This window comes from Pseudoalteromonas simplex (assembly GCF_015278155.1).
Taxonomy (GTDB): domain Bacteria; phylum Pseudomonadota; class Gammaproteobacteria; order Enterobacterales; family Alteromonadaceae; genus Pseudoalteromonas; species Pseudoalteromonas simplex.
Genome location: NZ_JADILN010000004.1, coordinates 239,991 through 258,592 on the forward strand (window position 1 = coordinate 239,991; position 18,602 = coordinate 258,592).

Consider the following 18,602-nt stretch of genomic DNA (forward strand, 5'->3'; position numbering starts at 1 on the left):
ATTGGGAGTCCATTTAGGGAAAATATAAGTGATTTTATTAAAGCGAACTTTACAATTTATTATCATCTGCTCATTCTTAGGACTAATCACTTTAGTTGGTCTATACTATTACGTTAAACCCGACATTCCTAGCGTTCAGGTTTTAAAAGACGTTCAGTTACAGACACCTATGCAAGTTTTCTCACGAGATGGCTTATTGATCAATCAATTTGGTGAAAAACGCCGCATTCCAGTAACAATAGATCAAATACCCCAACCATTAATCGATGCAATATTAGCAACAGAAGATAATCGCTTTTATGAACATATTGGCATTGATCCAATTGGTATAGTTCGCTCAGCCATTGTACTCATATCTACCGGTGAAAAGAAACAAGGCGCAAGTACGATAACCATGCAGCTTGCCCGTAACTTCTTCTTAACCCGAGAAAAAGCATATATCCGTAAAGTTAAAGAGATCTTCATAGCTCTTCACATTGAAAGTATTTTAACTAAGGACGAAATTCTCGAATTATACTTAAACAAAATCGAATTGGGTAATCGCGCCTTTGGTATTGGTGCAGCTGCGCAAGTTTACTATGGCAAAGATTTAAACGAGTTAACTTTAGCGCAAATGGCGATGATTGCAGGCCTACCTAAAGCACCTTCTGCACTTAACCCTATTCGTAACCCAGTTCGCGCAAAGGCTCGTCGAAATGTCGTATTAGGTCGTATGTACACCGAAAAGTACATCACTCGAAGCGAATATGAAGAGGCAATTAACGCACCTATTACTGCAAAATTTCACGGCGCAGAAATTGAAGTCTATGCCCCGTATATTTCAGAGATGGTTCGTGCTGAAATGGTAGCTCGTTATGGTCACGAGCGCGCCTATAATACTGGTTTTAAAGTTTACACCAGCGTTGACTCTAACATTCAACAGGCTGCTCAAGATGCGATTGTTGATAACCTACACGCTTACGATATGCGTCATGGCTTCCGTGGTGCTGCGGCTCAGTTATGGGACAGCGAAAATGAAAGCCCTCTTAGCCAAGAAGAGATCTTATCTAAATTAAAAGATGTCAAAGAATTTGGTCCGCTATTAGCAGGTGTTGTCACCAACGTCGCTGAACAATCAATTGATGTGCTATTAAAAAGCGGTGAACAAGTCACTGTTGAGTGGGATGGTCTAAAATGGGCGCGTAAATATATTACGCGTTACCGTCAAAGCTTTGCACCAAAAACAGCTACCGAAATTTTATCAGCGGGAGCGCAAATTTGGCTGCGTAAAAATGCAGATGAAAGCTATATCCTTAGCCAAGTACCAGAAGCATCGAGCGCACTTGTTTCACTTGACCCACAAGATGGTCGCATTAAAGCGATTGTCGGTGGTTATAGCTTTGAACAAAGCCAATACAATCGCGCAGTTCAAGCAAAACGCCAAGTAGGCTCAAACATTAAGCCATTTATTTATTCAGCGGCACTTGAGAATGGCTATACTCTTGCTTCTATTTTGAATGATGCACCAATTAATCAATGGGATAAAAGCCAAGGTGTGGCATGGCGCCCTAAGAACAGCCCTGCGGTTTATAATGGTCCTATACGTATTCGCAGAGCACTCGCACAATCGAAGAACGTAATCTCGGTGCGCCTATTACGTGGTGTTGGCCTTGAGCGTACAGCCGATCATTTGCTTAAGTTTGGCTTTTTGAATAACGATATTAACCGCAGTGAATCACTCGCACTCGGTAGCGCTTCAATCACTCCACTTGAACTAGCCCGCGGTATGAGTACATTCGCCAATGGCGGCCACTTAATTACCCCTTACTTTATTTCTGAAATTCAGGATTCGGCGGGTACTGTTTTATTCAAAACAGAGCCAGAACTTGCTTGTGATGCGCCTAAGCAAACTGTAACCCCTGAGTTTGCATCTCTTAACCAGAATCAACAGAGTTTTACTGAAGCAGAGATAACGAAAACACCTCGCTGTGCGCCTCGTATCATTTCTAAGCAAAATGCATTTTTAATTTCGCAAGCTATGCACAGTGCAATTTGGGGGGGCGGTAGTTGGACCCATAAAACAGGCTGGAGTGGCACAGGCTGGCGTGCACAAGCACTTGATCGTCGTGATTTAGCTGGTAAAACAGGTACCACCAATGATTCTGTTGATACATGGTTCAGTGGCTTTAATCGCAATGTAATGACCTCTGTATGGGTTGGTTTTGATAACCCTGGAAAAGCGCTAGGCCGCTCGACTTACAATAGCAACCTCGATAAATCGCAAATATCAGGTGCAGAATCCGGCGCTAAAACCGCGCAACCTGCATGGGTCGACTTTATGCGTGCAGCCCTTGATGGTATGCCAGAAGCACCTATTGAGCTTCCTGAAGGTTTAGTATCGGTTCGAATCGACTTAGCAACAGGTCTATTGAGTCACAAAAATGATTACACCAGTCGTTTTGAATACTTCATTAAAGGCACTGCACCAACTAAGTACGTACTCGATCAACCAACAGACGTATTTGAAGAAAAGCTCAGCACAGAGGAAGAGTTGTTCTAAATAACTAAGTTGCTATTTTGAAACAATAAAAAAGCGCCCTTGGGGCGCTTTTTGCTTAGCCATTTAAACTAAGATCAGCAAAATTATTTTAGGTTATTTACCAGCCAATACAGGTCTGAGTGAACCCCAGCGGCAGTGACTTCTTTACCCGCTCCTGGACCCTGGATCACCAATGCATTATCTGTATACCACTGTGAATTGATCACAAAGATGTTATCGCCCGGTTTAAGGCTTGCTAATACATCATCTTTGCCAACATTGACTAAACCAACTTGAGCCTGAACCTTACCATCTAAGAGTGTGATAGCACCGGTGTAGCGCACTACTTTACCTTCAGCTGCTGCTTGCGCTGCTTTTTCTGTCATAAATTCATCAAGTAGCTGTTTGTTTGCAAGGAAATCTTGCCAGCTTCCTGCTGCAAGCTGTTCAGGCATTAGTGGTGTCAAAGCAATGTCATCAAGCTCTAAATCAAGACCTAGATCTCGTGCTAAGATTAGTAGTTTGCGCTGCATATCACGGCCAGATAAATCTTCACGAGGATCTGGCTCTGTATAGCCCATTTGCTGAGCTTGAAGCACTAAATCTGAAAACGGCACGCTACCATCGTAACTGCTACATAACCACGATAAAGTACCCGAGAATACCCCTTCAATACGGTTAATGCTGTCTCCGCTATTTTGCAAATCAGCTAAAGCAAAGTTAATCGGTAAACCTGCGCCCACACTGGTGTTATAACGCCACAACAAGTTTCGCTCAGCCAAATTAGTGCGTAGGTTTTGATACCAACCATTCGCAGCAGTACCCGCATATTTGTTTGCACTGATCAAATGACAGTTAAGTTCAACAAAGTCAGGGTATAACTGACTGAACGCCTCACTGGCAGTGATATCAATCACCACTTTGTGCTCATAATCTAGTTCATTGATACGTGCTAATAATTCAGCTTTGTCGTAGCTTTGCGCTTCGTTATGCCACTGCTCTTGCCATGTTTCGGTATTTAAACCACTGGCACTAAAAAGCATTTGTTTAGAGCGTAAAAGAGCAACTACTTTTACTTTGTACTGAGCAGATAAACGCGCAAACTGAGCTTGTAGTTGCGATAAGAACACTTCGCCCACATTACCAAGGCCAGCAACGATAATGGCCAACTCTTGACCTTTGTTTACCAGCTTGTCATGTAGAAGAGTTAAAACATCACTATCAATTGCCTGATCGTTTAAGATCAACACATAGTTATCGTCTTGTTGTACAAAACGAGGATGAATACTTTGCTCTTTTAAAAGCGCTGTGGCTTGCTCTGTTAGCGCAGATACATCAGCTGTTGGGGCAACTACTGCACAACCACTTAAATTTGACTCGACAATATTTGCACGGCCCGCTAAGTGGCTGACAACTTGGTGAGTGCTTTGACCTGGCACTAATAAGTAAGTATCGCCCTCTTTAGTAAAGTGATGCAGGCTGTGTTGAATTAACTGACTAAGCTCACCGACTTCACCACTGCTTAGTTTATCAACCCGTAATAAATCGATGTTATCTAAGGTCGTAATAAAACGTTTTGCTTTACTATAACCTTCTTTTACTACCTCGGTTGGCGTTGCATCACAATCAAAGCTACTTCTTACCACTAATTTAATTTCTGAGTCTTTTAACGGCGACAAGGTTTTTGCATGCAATACTGGGTTACCTAAACGCGCTAATAAGTTAGCTTGCTCGCGGCATACTTTGGCGTACTTAACCGCATTTTTAACTTTACGAGGGTCAGTACTAAATACCCCTTGTGTATCTGTCCAGATAGACACTTGCTTGGCAAAAGTATAACTCGCTAACAAAGTGGCACTGTAATCACTGCCATTACGGCCTAATGTCACCGTATTACCTTGGCAATCTGCAGCTATAAAACCCGTTACTACGTTGATATGTGTTCTGCTAATCGCATCACTGCATTGCTGTTGGTTTTTTTGATGTAAAAGCTGGCCACCATTTAGAGTAAATAGCTGTCTTGCATCAACATCTTGCGAATCGACACCTAACTGATTTAGATAAGCAGCCAATAACCGCGCCGACCACACTTCACCATGAGCAAGTAAAGGGGCTTCAAGTAACTGCTGCTGACTAATTAATTCATTTAATACAGCAAGTTCATCTTTTAACTGTGCCAACGCCTGTTGTTTATTCTGCCCTATAAGTAGCTGCTCAATAAGCGCACGTTGATTGTTATCAATAAGCAATAGAATATCGCTAACAGCTTGGCTATCTTGCTGCTGGTAACTTTGCCAAAGCTTTACCAGGGTATCGGTTGTTTTACCCGATGCCGACACAACGACGCAATCGCCCTGCTCAGTATTAGCAAGAACGATGTTCGCTACCGCATGATAACGATCTGCCGAGCTTAAGCTTGAGCCACCAAATTTATGAACAATATTTACCATTTTTCTACCACAATGCCGTATGTGCTGGCGTTAACTTAAATGACGCGTTTTGTTGTGTATCTTGCTGTGCTTGCTTAGCTTCAGCTTTTGTAACTTGCAGTCCTTGACCTGGCTTAACTAAATTGAAAACACGGTCTAAATCAGCAATGAGATCTTTTACGTCTTCAATGCCTACAGAAATACGGATCAAGGTATCGCCCACACCAGCTTCAAGACGTGCTTTAGGCTCCATGCCTGCGTGGGTCATTGTTGCAGGGTGACAAATCAAACTTTCTACCCCACCTAACGACTCAGCAAGGCTAAAGTCTTTAAGGCTTGTTAAAAACGCAGCAGCATCGTTGATGTCGCCTTTAATATCAAAGCTCACCATGCCACCAAAACCGCGTTGCTGTGCTTTAGCAAGCTCATGTTGTGGGTGAGAAGCAAGGCCAGGGTAATAAACTTGGCTCACATAAGGAGAGCTTTCTAAATACTCAGCAATGGCAAAGGCATTTTCTTGGTGCTGCTTTAGGCGTACATTTAAAGTACGTAAACCACGAAGCGTTAAGTAGCTGTCAAATGGTGCACCAGTAATACCGATATTATTCGCCCACCAAGCAAGCTCGTCGCCTAGCTCTTGCGTTGCAGCAATCACTGCACCGCCCACTACATCAGAGTGACCATTGATGTATTTAGTGGTTGAGTGCACAACAATATCAACACCAAACTCAATTGGGTTTTGTAATGCAGGTGATAAGAAGGTGTTATCAGCCGCAACCAAAGCACCACACTGCTTAGCAATACTAGTGATTGCTTTAATATCTGTTAAACGCAAGATTGGGTTACTTGGCGTTTCAATCCAAATCAACTTAGGTTTAATCGCTAAAATTTCTTGGAGATTTTCAGATTTAGTTAAATCCAAAACTTTTAGTTTTAACAGGCCACGCTTTTCAAGCGAGGTGAATAAACGATAACTACCGCCATAACAGTCATGTGGGATCACTAACGTGTCGTCACTGTTTAACAGCTGAGTGGCTAAATGCACAGCAGACATACCTGTTGCAGTGATAATACCTTTAGCACCACCTTCAAGCTCAGCTAAGGTTTCAGCTAAGATATCGCGATTTGGATTACCGCTGCGACCATAGTCATACTGGCGCTTAGTATCAAAATCAGCAAACGAATAGGTGGTTGATAAGTATAAAGGAGGCACAACCGCACCATGATGTTTATCGGCTTCAATGCCGTGACGAACAGCAATCGTCGCTTTATTTTTTTCGCTCATTTCATCACCTATTCTTTAATTGGATGTTTAGACGTCTAAAAGGTTAGATGATCAAATATGAGAAGTCAAAGCATTTATCGCTTACACATAGAAGTTTATACATTTACACCACTAGATGGCCAAATAACTAGTATTTGACTATCTTTTTTAAAGAGATAGAATTTCCGCATCTTGCGCTGTGAATAAGGCGTAAATCACTGACAACCGAGGCAACGAAACAACTTATGGCTAAATGGAACGGTGAATACATTCACCCATATGCAGAACACGGTAAAAAATCAGAACAAGTAAAAAAGATTACCGTATCAATCCCACTTAACGTATTAAAAGTATTAACTGACGAGCGTACACGCCGCCAGATCAATAACCTGCGTCATGCGACGAACAGTGAGTTATTGTGTGAAGCTTTCTTACATGCTTTTACAGGTCAACCATTACCAAATGATGACGACCTACGTAAAGACAACCCTGAAAAGGTACCTGAAGAAGTTAAAAGAATTATGCAAGAAATGGGATTAGATATCCCAGTGCTTGATTCAGAATAAGTATTTCGGCCATCGGATCACCGCCGATAATCGCAGATATAAAAAAACTCAGCCTAGGCTGAGTTTTTTATTGAGCGTTATACCTAAGGCTAATTTAGTTTAACGCATGTAATCTTCTGGCATATCGATTTGCGCCACACCCGACTCTACTGCCGCTTCAGCAACAGCACGTGCAATACGTGGTAATAAACGCGGATCCATGGGCTTAGGAATGATGTACTCGGCACCAAACTCAAGTGACTCAACGCCAGCCGCTTTTAATACTTCACTTGGTACAGGCTCTTTCGCGATGCCACGAATAGCATGAACTGCAGCAATTTTCATTTCATCATTAATTGCCGTTGCACGAACATCTAACGCGCCACGGAAAATGAATGGGAAACAAAGCACGTTATTTACTTGGTTAGGGAAATCTGAACGACCCGTTGCCATAATTAAATCGTTACGCGCGCTGTGTGCAACTTCTGGAGCAATCTCAGGATCTGGGTTTGAGCATGCAAACACGACTGGCTTGTCTGCCATCAGCTTAAGATCATCTGCAGTTAACAGATTAGGACCTGATACACCAACGAATACGTCGGCATCAGCAATAACATCTTGTAATGTACGCTTATCGGTATTGTTAGCAAATAATTGCTTATACTCGTTTAAGTCATCACGACGTGTATGGATCACACCTTTACGGTCAAGCATATAAATGTGTTCACGCAGTGCGCCACACTTAATTAAAAGCTCCATACAAGCAACAGCAGCAGCACCAGCACCTAAGCATACGATGATAGCATCTTCGATATCTTTGCCTTGCACTTCAAGGGCGTTAAGCATACCAGCAGCTGTAACAATAGCGGTACCATGTTGGTCATCGTGGAAAACGGGAATATCACAGCGCTCGATAAGCGCTTTTTCGATTTCAAAACATTCTGGTGCTTTAATATCTTCTAGGTTGATACCACCAAACGTATCAGCGATGTTAGCAACCGTATTAATGAAATCTTCTGTTGTGCGGTGTTTAACTTCAATATCAATTGAGTCAAGGCCAGCAAAACGTTTGAATAGTAAGGCTTTACCTTCCATTACAGGTTTTGATGCAAGCGGACCTAAGTTACCTAAACCTAAAATTGCGGTACCGTTTGAAATAACTGCAACCATGTTGCCTTTGCCTGTGTATTTATAGGCGTTTGCTGGATCAGCAGCAATTTCACGGACTGGTTCAGCCACACCTGGGCTATAAGCTAAAGCGAGATCGTTAACCGTTTCGGCTGGCTTGGTTAGTTCAACACTAATTTTACCTGGAACGGGGTGAGCGTGGTAATGTAATGCTTGTTCACGAAAATCTGACATAACGCGATAGTATCCTGCAAAAAGTTAAAAAGTGAGAGAGCTTGCATCAGTACGATACCTGTAATGTATAAAAATTCCAAGTATTATCAGGTCTATCCTGTTATATGCTATATCGCTTAATTTTAAAGGATTTCCCAACAATTTCTGCGCATAGTTGCGATTAATCAGACATAAAAATTCATCTATTTATGATCTTTTAAGCACGTGTTGTTGTATTTTATACGCACGTACACTGCAATTAGCCGAAATTAGCCCAAAACAGCTATTTCAACGAAGTTCACAGCATTTACTAACAAAGTTATTTAAATTTCTTATTTTTAATAACTTTTATGAAAGTTTATACAACAAAGAATATAGCCAAGGGGTGGCGCTTTGTCTGCAAAATTAGCGACATAATGGGCATAACAACCAGAAATAGTTATGCAAGATACATAAGTGAAGACGATAAGTAAGTGGCAGCTTTAATAATGAGTTTTGTAAATTTTAGGCATAAAAAAAGCACCCTAAGGTGCTTTTTTTAACTAAACAGCAGAGATTACTTCTTGCTGCTAAGTGCACCGAAGCGCTTGTTGAAACGATCAACACGGCCGCCAGTGTCTAAAATCTTTTGCTTACCAGTGTAAAACGGGTGACACTCAGAACATACGTCTAAGTGGATGTCTTTACAAAGAGTTGAGCTAGTTTCGAATTTGTTACCACATGAACAAGTTGCAGTGATAGCTTCGTACTTAGGGTGAATACCTTCTTTCATAGGGAACCTCTAGTTAAGGCCGTATCGCTCTCCAAACCCGAAGTCTGGCACCATACGCAGTTAATACAATTAATAGGCCGCGTATTTTATAGCTCAAGACGCCTTACGACAAGCTTTAAATACATCTTTCGCTAAAAAAATAACCAAGTGGTCTGTTGTTCAGTATTTGTTGGTAGGTTTTTAACTGCAATTTTAGTACATTATCTTTCTATCTTTGTTTCAGTTGAGTTGTTATGCACTTTGTAGAAGTTGCCATAAAAGTCCCTTTACAGCGTACCTTCGATTATAAAGTTGAACAGCTGCTGCATAGCCCTGAGTTAAAGCCAGGTATGCGGGTTCGCGTGCCATTTGGTAGTCAAAAAAAGGTTGCCGTGGTACTGGCTCTTAAAACATCAACCGATGTTCCCGCTGACAAAATCAAGCCGATTATTGATGTTATAGACGACACGCCAGTGTTATCTGAACAACATTTAGCATTACTAAAATTCACAGCACGCTACTACTGTTACCCATTGGGCGAGACCATTCATACGGCACTTCCGGCTGCATTAAGGCAAGGCGAATGCCCAGATAAAACCAGTATTAATATGGTTGAGCTGACCGATAAAGGTGCAAAACTGCCGTCATTAAAAGCAAAAACTCAGTTAAGTTTATTAAAACAGCTAGCCGAGTCGGGCAAGTCATCGGTCACAGAATTAAAAGCGCTCGGATTTACAAAAAAAACCATCGACAGTCTGCTTGATAAAGAACTGATCACCCAGTTTATTGAGCATGATAACCAATGGCAGCAACGCGCGCCGACTGTCGGTAGCAAGCCGGTGCTTAATAAAGAGCAAGCTGTTGCCTGCACCAGCATTAACCAAGCTCGTGGCTTTACAAGCTTTTTGCTTGAAGGAGTTACCGGAAGTGGTAAAACCGAAGTGTATTTGCAATGCCTAGAAGAAGTACTGAAAAAAGGTCAGCAAGCCTTAGTATTAGTGCCTGAAATTGGCTTAACACCCCAAACTGTCAACCGCTTTCGTCGTCGCTTTCCCGATACCCCAATTATGCTATGGCACTCAGCACTAACAGATAACGAACGCTTACAAACTTGGCGTTTTTGTGAAAAAGGCAGCTGCGCCATAGTGATCGGCACACGTTCAAGTATTTTCTTACCTTTTTTATCACTTGGCATGATCATCGTTGATGAAGAGCACGACAGCTCGTTTAAGCAACAAGATACATTGCGCTATCATGCTAGAGACCTAGCCGCTTATAGAGCATACCAACATAATATTCCGCTCGTTCTAGGCAGTGCCACACCAGCACTTGAGACCTTACATAAAGCAATTAATAACAAATATCAGCTGTTGAGCCTCACTGAACGGGCCCAAACCAGTACTGATAACCAGTTCCAATTAATGGACATGAAAGGTCAGCCTGAGCAAGCAGGGATTGCCCATGCCAGCCTTGCCTATATGCGCCAGCATTTAGAACGTGGTAAGCAAGTGATGGTGTTTTTAAACCGTCGTGGTTTTTCGCCTACCCTTATATGCCATGAGTGCGGTTGGCTAAGTGAGTGCTCACGTTGCAGCACCAGTGCAACCTTTCATAAAGCCATTGGCCAGATGATTTGTCACCACTGTGGTGAACAACACCAAGTGCCTCATCAATGCCCTGATTGTGGCAGTACGCAGATTTTTCCAAATGGTAAAGGCACTGAACAAATCGAAGAGTTTTTAACACAAACCTTCCCTGACATTCCGATTAGTCGTATCGACCGAGATTCAACTCGTCGTAAAGGCAGCTTAGAAAAAGCCCTTGATGATATTAACCAAGGCGGTGCGCGCATCTTAGTTGGCACGCAAATGTTGGCAAAAGGCCACCACTTTGCCGATGTTAGCCTTGTTTTAATCCTAGATGTAGACAGTGGATTATATTCGTGTGACTTTCGCGCCACTGAACATTTAGCGCAACTTGTTACGCAAGTGGCAGGCCGTGCAGGTCGCAGTGGTGAACCTGGGCAAGTATTATTACAAACTCACTTTCCTGAGCACCCGCTACTGCAAGACTTAGTTAATAATGGTTACCAAGATTTTGCCCGTTACGCACTGACAGAACGAGTAGACGCGCAACTTCCACCAATCACAAATATGGCTATGGTGCGTGCCGAAGGACATAACATAAATCAAGTGATGGATTTTTTAACTGATTTGGTTCCTGTCCAGAACGTATCTGGTATACAATTGCTCGGTCCGATACCCGCACCACTAGAACGTGTGGCAGGTAAATATCGCTTTCAGTTACATATTCAGGCGCAGGAACGCTCCCACTTACACCAATATTTAGCGCAAATGGTCGACTATATAAGTACCAGTAAATTAGCGCAAAAGGTGCGTTGGAGCTTAGATGTCGATCCTATAGATATGATTTAAAGGCCAATTAAGAGTCATGGCACAGCACGATTACATAAATAAAAAACCAGCAAATCGAAATAATAAAAAACAAGCCCCGGCGAAAAAGCCTTTCCCTATTATTCTTGTTTTAATTGCGCTTATCTTAGTAGGCGGGTTTGGTTACGGCCTATGGTATATCAAACATAATGCTGATCCTGAGTTAGTAGAGCAGCAAGCAAACCCTACTAAAAAAGAAGAAGTAGTTATTCCACCACCTAAGACACCTGAATTTATCAAAGAGATTAAAGAGCACGAAGTTCAGGTTGAAGTAAAAGAGATTGAACAAAAAGGCCCATATGTAATGCAATGCGGCTCTTTTAGAACATTAGAGCAAGCACAAACATTAAAAGCTAAAATTGCTTTTGCCGGCTTAGTGGCCGAAGTGAAGAAAACTGAGGGCAGCAATGGTATTTGGTATAAAGTGCGCTTAGGCCCATACGAAACCAAACGTTTAGCCGAAAGTGACAAGAATAAACTTAAACGCATCAAAATAATGGGCTGCGGAATTTGGCTTTGGACTTGATTTTAGTTCATTCACCCATATAAACACCTCATCAATCGCTTTTTACGAGCGGCCTTGCCGCTCGATGATGAGGAATAATCATGACCACTATTGTAAGTGTACGCCGCGACGACAAGGTCGTTATTGGTGGCGACGGCCAAGTTTCACTTGGTAACACCGTAATGAAGGGCAACGCCCGCAAAGTTCGACGTCTTTATAACGGCAAAGTAATCGCTGGTTTCGCTGGCGGTACTGCTGATGCCTTCACCCTTTTCGAACGATTTGAAAGCAAACTAGAAATGCACCAAGGCAACTTAACCAAGGCTGCCGTTGAAATGGCCAAAGATTGGCGTAGTGATCGTGCACTTAGAAAGCTCGAAGCACTATTAGCAGTTGCAGACGAAACTGCTTCATTAATTATTACAGGTAACGGTGATGTTGTGCAGCCAGAAAACGACCTAATTGCGATTGGCAGTGGTGGTAACTTCGCACAATCAGCAGCCACAGCGCTACTAGAAAACACCGACCTAAGTGCACGTGACATTGTAGAGAAGAGCCTAACGATTGCAGGCAACATCTGCGTATTCACGAATAATTTCCAAACTATTGAAGAATTGTAATAGGAACTGCCATGTCTGAGATGACGCCAAGAGAAATCGTTCACGAGCTTGATCAACATATTATTGGCCAAGCTAAAGCTAAAAAAGCAGTTTCAATCGCGCTACGTAACCGCTGGCGCCGTATGCAACTGAGCGATGATTTACGTGCAGAAGTAACACCTAAAAACATTTTAATGATTGGTCCAACTGGTGTGGGTAAAACTGAAATTGCACGCCGCTTAGCTAAACTTGCTAATGCGCCTTTTATTAAAGTTGAAGCAACAAAGTTCACCGAAGTGGGCTATGTTGGTAAAGAAGTAGAAACGATCATCCGCGATTTAGTTGATATCTCAATTAAAATGACGCGTGAACAGCAAACCAAAAAATTCAAACATCGCGCTGAAGAAGCGGCAGAAGAGCGTATTTTAGATGCTCTTTTACCACCAGCACGCGATACCTTTGGTGAGTCAAAGACAGAAGAGAACTCTTCTACTCGCCAATCTTTCCGTAAAAAATTACGTGAAGGTCAGTTAGACGATAAAGAAATTGATATCGATGTTGCACAAGCTCAGCCAAATGTTGAGATCATGGCTCCTCCTGGTATGGAAGAAATGACCAACCAGCTTCAGAGCATGTTCCAAAACATGGGTGGCGATAAGCGCAGCAAGCGTAAGCTAAAAATCAAAGAAGCATTTAAGCTATTAGTTGAAGAAGAAGCAGCAAAGCTTGTTAACCCTGAAGAGTTAAAAGAGCAAGCTATCTTCGCAGTAGAGCAAAACGGTATCGTGTTTATCGATGAGATCGATAAAATCTGTAAACGTGGTGAAGCATCTGGCCCAGATGTTAGCCGTGAAGGTGTACAACGCGACTTACTACCATTAATCGAAGGTTCAACAGTAAGCACTAAGCACGGTATGGTTAAAACTGACCACATGTTATTTATCGCATCTGGTGCATTCCAAATGGCTAAACCATCAGACATGATCCCTGAGCTACAAGGTCGTTTACCAATTCGCGTTGAGCTTGAAGCACTAAGTGCTGATGACTTTAAACGTATCTTAACTGAGCCTCATGCTTCATTAACTGAGCAACAACGTGAGCTGTTAAAAACAGAGCAAGTTGACGTTGAGTTTACTGATGATGCCATTGAACGTATCGCAAAAGCGGCATGGCAAGTTAATGAAAAAACCGAAAACATCGGTGCCCGTCGCTTGCACACAGTGATGGAAAAACTAATGGAAGAAATTTCATTTGATGCTTCAGAAAAAGCAGGTTCAACACTGACAATTGATGCCAATTACGTTGAGCAGCATTTAGGTGCACTTGTTGAAGATGAAGACTTAAGTCGCTTCATTCTTTAATCAACAAATTAGCGTTATAATTAAAAGCCTCCAGTTGGAGGCTTTTTAGTTTATAAATCGTAGATTCGAGGCTGACATGAAAGAAGTCACTAAAGTGCATTATCACAGCGTTAGTAAAGTATTAGATGTTCATTTTGATAATCAGACTATTGCTCAATTTAGTGCTGAATTTTTGCGTGTTCACTCACCTTCTGCTGAAGTACAAGGTCATGGCAATGAACCAATGAAACTCGTACTTGGTAAGCAACAAGTAGGAATTAGTAAAATTGAGCCGGTTGGTCATTATGCGATTCGACTGGTGTTTAGCGATAATCATAATAGCGGTTTATTCAGCTGGCACTATTTAAGTGAGCTGCAAGCTAACCATGATGAGCTTTGGCAGAAATACCAAACGAGAGTCTCTGAGCACGAAGCAAGTAAAGACAGCGTGCCTATTAAGTTTGTGCCTTAATACCTATCAAAATGCCTCGATAAAGCACACCTAAAAACAAAAAAGCGCGATGACAACACCGTCACCGCGCCTTTGTCTATATATAAAGTATCAAGTAATTATTAAACTTTAAACTTATCGATTGCTTGATAAAGCACACGCGCTTGCTCTGATACTTCTTCGCTAGTTTGCGCATTAGTCGCTGCGTGACCCGATGCCTCTTGGGCGATATCACGAATACGAACCACGTTTTTATTCACCTCAGAAGCCACTTGGCTTTGCTCATCAATCGCTGTGGCAATGTGAGTGCTCATATCCATAATGGTTTGTACATCCTCGGTGATAGAACGAAGTAACTCACCGGCTTTACTTGCCTGTGCTGCACTTTCGCCACCTTGCGTACGACATTGCTGCATAATGCTCACCACTTCTTGCGTACGCCCTTGTAAGGTCGAAATGATGCTCTCGATCTCTTGTGTTGAATCTTGAGTACGCTGCGCAAGTGAGCGAACTTCATCTGCTACTACCGCAAAACCACGGCCTTGTTCACCAGCACGCGCCGCTTCAATAGCCGCATTGAGTGCCAGTAAGTTTGTTTGCTCAGCAATGCCACGAATAACATCCAGTACAGAGCCAATCGTTTCAGCGTCTTTTTCTAATTGCGACACCACACTTGACGCATTACCGAGTGAGTCTGATAAGTGATTAATTTGCACTACCGTTGATTCAACCTCAGAACGACCTTGCTGCGCACTTAAGTTAGTCGACTCTGCTTTTTTCGCTGCTGCTTCAGTATTGTGAGAGATATCTTGAATCGTCGCCTGCATTTCTGTTGCAGCAGTAGCAACCATATCAGCTTCATGAAGTTGCTCTTGCATACCAGAGCTAGTTGCCGCTGTCGTTTCAGATAAATGCTCTGTTGCCACATTGAGTGTGCCTAGAGCGGTATTGACTTCGTAAATTAGCTTTTTAAAGTCACTAATCAAGCTATTAAAGTCAACTGTCATCGTGGTGATTTCATCTTTACCTGACTGCTCAATAGACATACTTAAATCATTACTGCGACGTATTTCATTAATCGTGTGATATACACGCTCAATAGGCATAATGATTGAACGACTAGTAAAATAGACTAACAGCATGACCAAAACGCTGGCGACAATGAAAACAAGCAACGCAATGAGTTGCGCTCGCTCGGCGCTAGACTCAACAAAAGCCTTAGTTTCCGTTGTTAATTGATTAACAATCGCATCGCTCTTTTCTACACTTCGCTTCATTTCACCTAGTGCACCTGAGTCTAGATCTAATCCTAGAGTCACCTGTGCATCGACAAGCGCTTTGAATTTAACTTGGTAAGTAGCCAAGTTACTAAGTAATTGCTTCTCATAGCCAATTTCAAATCCTGCATTTTTAATTTCAGACTGAAAATTACTGACTAAATCATCAAATTTAGCCAGATACTTCAAATCAAATCGCAGCATAAAGTCTTTCTCTGCGCGACGAAGCTGCAGCATCAAGGTTAATAGCTGATAGTTTTCACGTTCACTGAGTAAGGTTTCAACTTGATGCACGGCTCCACGTAGCTCACCATACAACGCATCTTTAGGATGCAAACCAATTTTCTTTTGCAACACAACAACTTCATTAAAGTCATCGTAATACAATTTCGCTAAGCTTCTAAATTCATCAAGTTTTGCTGACTCCATTGATAAGTCATTAACTAGCTCGTCAAGACGTGCCATTTTAACTTTAAGCTGTGCATACTCTTTTTCAAAAAGCTCAAGACTTTCGACATCTTTATAAAACAAAAAGTTTTTTTCATGCTTGCGCATTGCAAGTTCATGAATATCAAGTTCCTCCGCATTTTGAATTGTTTCATTGAGTTTTAGCATCATGCGCGACTCAAGGATAATTACACACAGCATCACAATCATTGCAAGACCAACAACGAGCGCGTTTAATTGCAAACGACGCTTAATAGTTAAGTTTTGTAATACATTCATTCAAAGTGCCCTATAGAAACATGCATTTAAGAGTATAGCTAAACTATCTAAAGCAGCTAATAAAAAGTGATTAAACTTGTCGCACATTTTCTAATATTAGGAAGGTTTAAACAATTAGTTTTTGTTCTAAATCAACCTGTTGCCACAGGTATTTATGGAGCTGATCCACCTTTTCCCATTGCTTTTTTCTTATCCACTCAACCAAAGGTGCTGGATCGCTTGGGAAGTTGAGTTTTTTATTCTGTGGAGATTGCAGCCAATCATCCATCGCATTGGGGTTTAAATAACTCATCACATGAGCTGCCCCCATCGACAATAAAGTCTGTGCATTAATACCTTGCTCAAATTGTTTACCTAGCGGTTTTAACAATAATTTTTTACCAAGTTGTAATGCTTCACTTGCAAGTTCGAATCCAGCATTACCAATCACGCCACCCGCATTAGCAAGATCATTTAGAAACCCAACGCGTGATGGTGCTCGCAGATGGATATTACCAATTGAACAATCCTGAGCATCCGGGTGATAACAATAAAACTCTCTTTCAGGAAAATCTTTTAAGTACTCGACCACATTATTAAGATTTTCGAATGGCAGATACACCAACACCTTATTTTCAACCATCACTGGGTTATCGTGATGATGAGTAGCAATAAATGGAGGGATAATATTTTCAGCATAAGGTTGCCAATGTACGCCTAAATAAACACTGGCTGGCGCATAGTTACGGATCAGCGCACGGCGAAAGAATGCGCGGCCAAACATCGGCACTTTATCAGATAAAAATGCCGCTTGATGACTCATGCCAATTACCGGAATATTTTGTTGTTTAGCAGCCCATGCTGTAATTGGCTCAAAGTCATTAAATACCAAATCATAATGACGTAAATCAAGGCCTTTTATATCTTTAATTAGTTGTAGTGGACGTGCATTTTTCAATGTTTTAAAGCTATCAACCTGCCCCGATTTACTGGTAAACGACAAACCTCGAAAAACTCGGTAATCAGCAAAATCATCCATATCAAAGTAGTCTTGCTCTTTTCGACCAGAGAACACATAGTCAACATCGACTCCTAAAGCCCTAAAAGTGCTAGCCATCACACGCGCACGCGTTATGTGCCCATTGCCTGTCCCTTGAATACCGTACAAAATTCTCATATAGACTCCACCACCATCACAGCTAATACTGCACAACTAGAGCCCATTACTGCACCAATAACCACATCAGCGGGGTAATGCACACCAATAATCACTCTAGATGCAGCGACCCCTGATGCCCAAACCAACCACAAACCGGCAAATTCAGGTAAATACATAGTTAAAATTGTCGCCACTACAAATGCTCCCGCACTATGGCCCGATGGCAAACTAAACCTATCACTCGGCACTAAATAAGCGCCTTGTACTAAGCAATCACAAGGTCTTACCCGAGCAATTCGCTTTTTAACTAAAAAATAAATAGGTCGCTCAATGACAAAACCTACCAGTAGACTCATTGCAAGATGTTGAAAATGCGCTTGCTCCGTAAACCACCAAAAGCTCAAAAATAGTGCAACATAAAGACCACCATCACCACTTTTTGAAAAGCCAATGGCTGATCGCCTTAACCACACAGGCGAAGCATCATTAAACACACTTAAGAACAGCTGTTCGTCCACCTTTGCCAATTTTGTAAGTATGTTGTTTGCCATGGTGAGCTCCTTGTCATACTTTGCGTCTAATTTTTATACTCACCTCAGCTTAGGCGCTAAAAATAACAATTAAGTGACGCTTTTGAGACACTAATGTTGCGGTGACAAAATTCCTTTGATTTAAACCAATAATCCGCTATTAAGTCGTTGTTATTGAGTTGTATCAGGGTATACTGAGTACTAAACAGACAGTCTCTTTAGAGGATGAAAAAATGGATTACAGCACTTCTGATTTATGCGACCACTTTGCAGATGTGGTTGATGTGCTCGAACCAATGTTTATCAATTTTGGTGGACGCCCAAGCTTTAGTGGTCGAGTAAAAACCGTTAAATGCTTTGAAAATAACGAGCTGATCCGCGAGATTTTATCAACCGATGGCACCGACAGCGTGTTATTGATTGACGGTGGTGGTTCAACCCGACGTGCCCTAATTGATATTGAGCTGGCTGAAATCGCATTAGAAAACAACTGGCAAGGCATTATCGTTTACGGTGCTATTCGTCATGTTGATGAACTTGAAGAGCTAGACTTAGGCATTCAAGCAATTGCCTCTATTCCTGTTGCTGCCGATAGTGAAGGTGCAGGTGAAGACGGTATTGGCGTTAACTTCGCAGGTGTTTCTTTCTTTGATGACGACTTTGTTTACGCTGATAGCACCGGTATTATATTATCTGCTGAAGAATTAGAGTTAGAAATAATAGAAGACTAATCTC

General features: G+C 41.9%; 15 protein-coding genes. 8 read left to right on the forward strand and 7 right to left on the reverse strand.

Annotated features, from left to right (window positions below; all coding sequences use genetic code 11):
• Positions 1 to 28 precede the first annotated feature (28 nt).
• The gene (locus tag IRQ78_RS10385; RefSeq protein WP_054552810.1) at positions 29 to 2,539 is read left to right on the forward strand and encodes a penicillin-binding protein 1A; all 2,511 of its coding nucleotides are present in this window, start codon (positions 29 to 31) and stop codon (positions 2,537 to 2,539) included.
• A gap of 83 nt (positions 2,540 to 2,622) precedes the next feature.
• Here IRQ78_RS10385 and metL read toward each other — a convergent pair whose 3' ends face one another.
• Positions 2,623 to 4,968 carry a bifunctional aspartate kinase/homoserine dehydrogenase II gene (metL, locus tag IRQ78_RS10390; RefSeq protein ID WP_194442045.1) on the reverse strand — a complete coding sequence of 782 codons (2,346 nt, stop codon included), beginning with the start codon at positions 4,966 to 4,968 and terminating at the stop codon, positions 2,623 to 2,625.
• Positions 4,969 to 4,972: 4 nt separating this feature from the next.
• Positions 4,973 to 6,232 carry a cystathionine gamma-synthase gene (metB, locus tag IRQ78_RS10395; RefSeq protein ID WP_054552812.1) on the reverse strand — a complete coding sequence of 420 codons (1,260 nt, stop codon included), beginning with the start codon at positions 6,230 to 6,232 and terminating at the stop codon, positions 4,973 to 4,975.
• Positions 6,233 to 6,456: 224 nt separating this feature from the next.
• Here metB and metJ point away from each other — a divergent pair, with 224 nt between their 5' ends.
• Positions 6,457 to 6,777, forward strand: coding sequence for a met regulon transcriptional regulator MetJ (gene metJ, locus IRQ78_RS10400; protein ID WP_036973203.1), 321 nt, complete (start codon positions 6,457 to 6,459; stop codon positions 6,775 to 6,777).
• 99 nt (positions 6,778 to 6,876) lie between these two features.
• On the opposite strand, the gene IRQ78_RS10405 is transcribed toward metJ, so the two are convergent.
• Positions 6,877 to 8,118: a malic enzyme-like NAD(P)-binding protein gene (locus IRQ78_RS10405; RefSeq protein ID WP_054552813.1), complete on the reverse strand. Its 1,242-nt coding sequence runs from the start codon at positions 8,116 to 8,118 to the stop codon at positions 6,877 to 6,879.
• Between the two features lie 535 nt (positions 8,119 to 8,653).
• Complete coding sequence (gene rpmE / locus IRQ78_RS10410; protein ID WP_036973208.1) at positions 8,654 to 8,869, reverse strand: 50S ribosomal protein L31; 216 nt, start codon at positions 8,867 to 8,869, stop codon at positions 8,654 to 8,656.
• A gap of 233 nt (positions 8,870 to 9,102) precedes the next feature.
• On the opposite strand from rpmE, the gene priA reads away from it, so the two are divergent.
• From priA to IRQ78_RS10435, 5 genes are all read left to right on the forward strand, one after another.
• Positions 9,103 to 11,283 (forward strand): primosomal protein N', encoded by a 2,181-nt coding sequence (gene priA / locus IRQ78_RS10415; RefSeq protein WP_194442046.1) that lies wholly within the window; start codon positions 9,103 to 9,105, stop codon positions 11,281 to 11,283.
• Positions 11,284 to 11,299: 16 nt separating this feature from the next.
• Positions 11,300 to 11,827, forward strand: a complete 528-nt coding sequence (locus tag IRQ78_RS10420) for an SPOR domain-containing protein (protein WP_130167267.1) — start codon at positions 11,300 to 11,302, stop codon at positions 11,825 to 11,827.
• Positions 11,828 to 11,907: 80 nt separating this feature from the next.
• Complete coding sequence (gene hslV, locus IRQ78_RS10425; RefSeq protein ID WP_054552816.1) at positions 11,908 to 12,426, forward strand: ATP-dependent protease subunit HslV; 519 nt, start codon at positions 11,908 to 11,910, stop codon at positions 12,424 to 12,426.
• 11 nt (positions 12,427 to 12,437) lie between these two features.
• On the forward strand, positions 12,438 to 13,766 hold the full coding sequence (hslU, locus tag IRQ78_RS10430; protein ID WP_054552817.1) for an HslU--HslV peptidase ATPase subunit: 1,329 nt from the start codon (positions 12,438 to 12,440) through the stop codon (positions 13,764 to 13,766).
• A 76-nt stretch (positions 13,767 to 13,842) separates the two neighbouring features.
• Complete coding sequence (locus IRQ78_RS10435) at positions 13,843 to 14,217, forward strand: gamma-butyrobetaine hydroxylase-like domain-containing protein (RefSeq protein ID WP_194442048.1); 375 nt, start codon at positions 13,843 to 13,845, stop codon at positions 14,215 to 14,217.
• A 101-nt stretch (positions 14,218 to 14,318) separates the two neighbouring features.
• Here IRQ78_RS10435 and IRQ78_RS10440 read toward each other — a convergent pair whose 3' ends face one another.
• The 3 genes from IRQ78_RS10440 to IRQ78_RS10450 all read right to left on the reverse strand — a co-directional run bounded on the left by IRQ78_RS10440 (position 14,319) and on the right by IRQ78_RS10450 (position 17,888).
• On the reverse strand, positions 14,319 to 16,199 hold the full coding sequence (locus IRQ78_RS10440; protein ID WP_194442049.1) for a methyl-accepting chemotaxis protein: 1,881 nt from the start codon (positions 16,197 to 16,199) through the stop codon (positions 14,319 to 14,321).
• A 106-nt stretch (positions 16,200 to 16,305) separates the two neighbouring features.
• The gene (locus IRQ78_RS10445) at positions 16,306 to 17,355 is read right to left on the reverse strand and encodes an MJ1255/VC2487 family glycosyltransferase (protein WP_138599281.1); all 1,050 of its coding nucleotides are present in this window, start codon (positions 17,353 to 17,355) and stop codon (positions 16,306 to 16,308) included.
• On the reverse strand, positions 17,352 to 17,888 hold the full coding sequence (locus IRQ78_RS10450) for a phosphatase PAP2 family protein (RefSeq protein ID WP_187489774.1): 537 nt from the start codon (positions 17,886 to 17,888) through the stop codon (positions 17,352 to 17,354). Before IRQ78_RS10450 ends, IRQ78_RS10445 begins: the two co-directional genes overlap by 4 nt.
• A gap of 212 nt (positions 17,889 to 18,100) precedes the next feature.
• Here IRQ78_RS10450 and rraA point away from each other — a divergent pair, with 212 nt between their 5' ends.
• Entirely contained in the window at positions 18,101 to 18,598 is a 498-nt protein-coding gene (rraA, locus tag IRQ78_RS10455) for a ribonuclease E activity regulator RraA (RefSeq protein ID WP_054552822.1), read from the forward strand.
• The last annotated feature ends 4 nt before the right edge of the window (positions 18,599 to 18,602 follow it).

What these genes read in the sequence shown, in the direction of transcription:
- metB (WP_054552812.1), bottom strand. Translation starts at nt 6,232, where the DNA reads ATGAGCGAAAAAAATAAAGCGACGATTGCTGTTCGTCACGGCATTGAA.
- rraA (WP_054552822.1), top strand. Translation starts at nt 18,101, where the DNA reads ATGGATTACAGCACTTCTGATTTATGCGACCACTTTGCAGATGTGGTT.
- hslU (WP_054552817.1), top strand. Translation starts at nt 12,438, where the DNA reads ATGTCTGAGATGACGCCAAGAGAAATCGTTCACGAGCTTGATCAACAT.
- IRQ78_RS10450 (WP_187489774.1), bottom strand. Translation starts at nt 17,888, where the DNA reads ATGGCAAACAACATACTTACAAAATTGGCAAAGGTGGACGAACAGCTG.
- metJ (WP_036973203.1), top strand. Translation starts at nt 6,457, where the DNA reads ATGGCTAAATGGAACGGTGAATACATTCACCCATATGCAGAACACGGT.
- IRQ78_RS10405 (WP_054552813.1), bottom strand. Translation starts at nt 8,118, where the DNA reads ATGTCAGATTTTCGTGAACAAGCATTACATTACCACGCTCACCCCGTT.
- IRQ78_RS10435 (WP_194442048.1), top strand. Translation starts at nt 13,843, where the DNA reads ATGAAAGAAGTCACTAAAGTGCATTATCACAGCGTTAGTAAAGTATTA.
- IRQ78_RS10420 (WP_130167267.1), top strand. Translation starts at nt 11,300, where the DNA reads ATGGCACAGCACGATTACATAAATAAAAAACCAGCAAATCGAAATAAT.
- IRQ78_RS10440 (WP_194442049.1), bottom strand. Translation starts at nt 16,199, where the DNA reads ATGAATGTATTACAAAACTTAACTATTAAGCGTCGTTTGCAATTAAAC.
- priA (WP_194442046.1), top strand. Translation starts at nt 9,103, where the DNA reads ATGCACTTTGTAGAAGTTGCCATAAAAGTCCCTTTACAGCGTACCTTC.
- rpmE (WP_036973208.1), bottom strand. Translation starts at nt 8,869, where the DNA reads ATGAAAGAAGGTATTCACCCTAAGTACGAAGCTATCACTGCAACTTGT.
- IRQ78_RS10445 (WP_138599281.1), bottom strand. Translation starts at nt 17,355, where the DNA reads ATGAGAATTTTGTACGGTATTCAAGGGACAGGCAATGGGCACATAACG.
- hslV (WP_054552816.1), top strand. Translation starts at nt 11,908, where the DNA reads ATGACCACTATTGTAAGTGTACGCCGCGACGACAAGGTCGTTATTGGT.
- metL (WP_194442045.1), bottom strand. Translation starts at nt 4,968, where the DNA reads ATGGTAAATATTGTTCATAAATTTGGTGGCTCAAGCTTAAGCTCGGCA.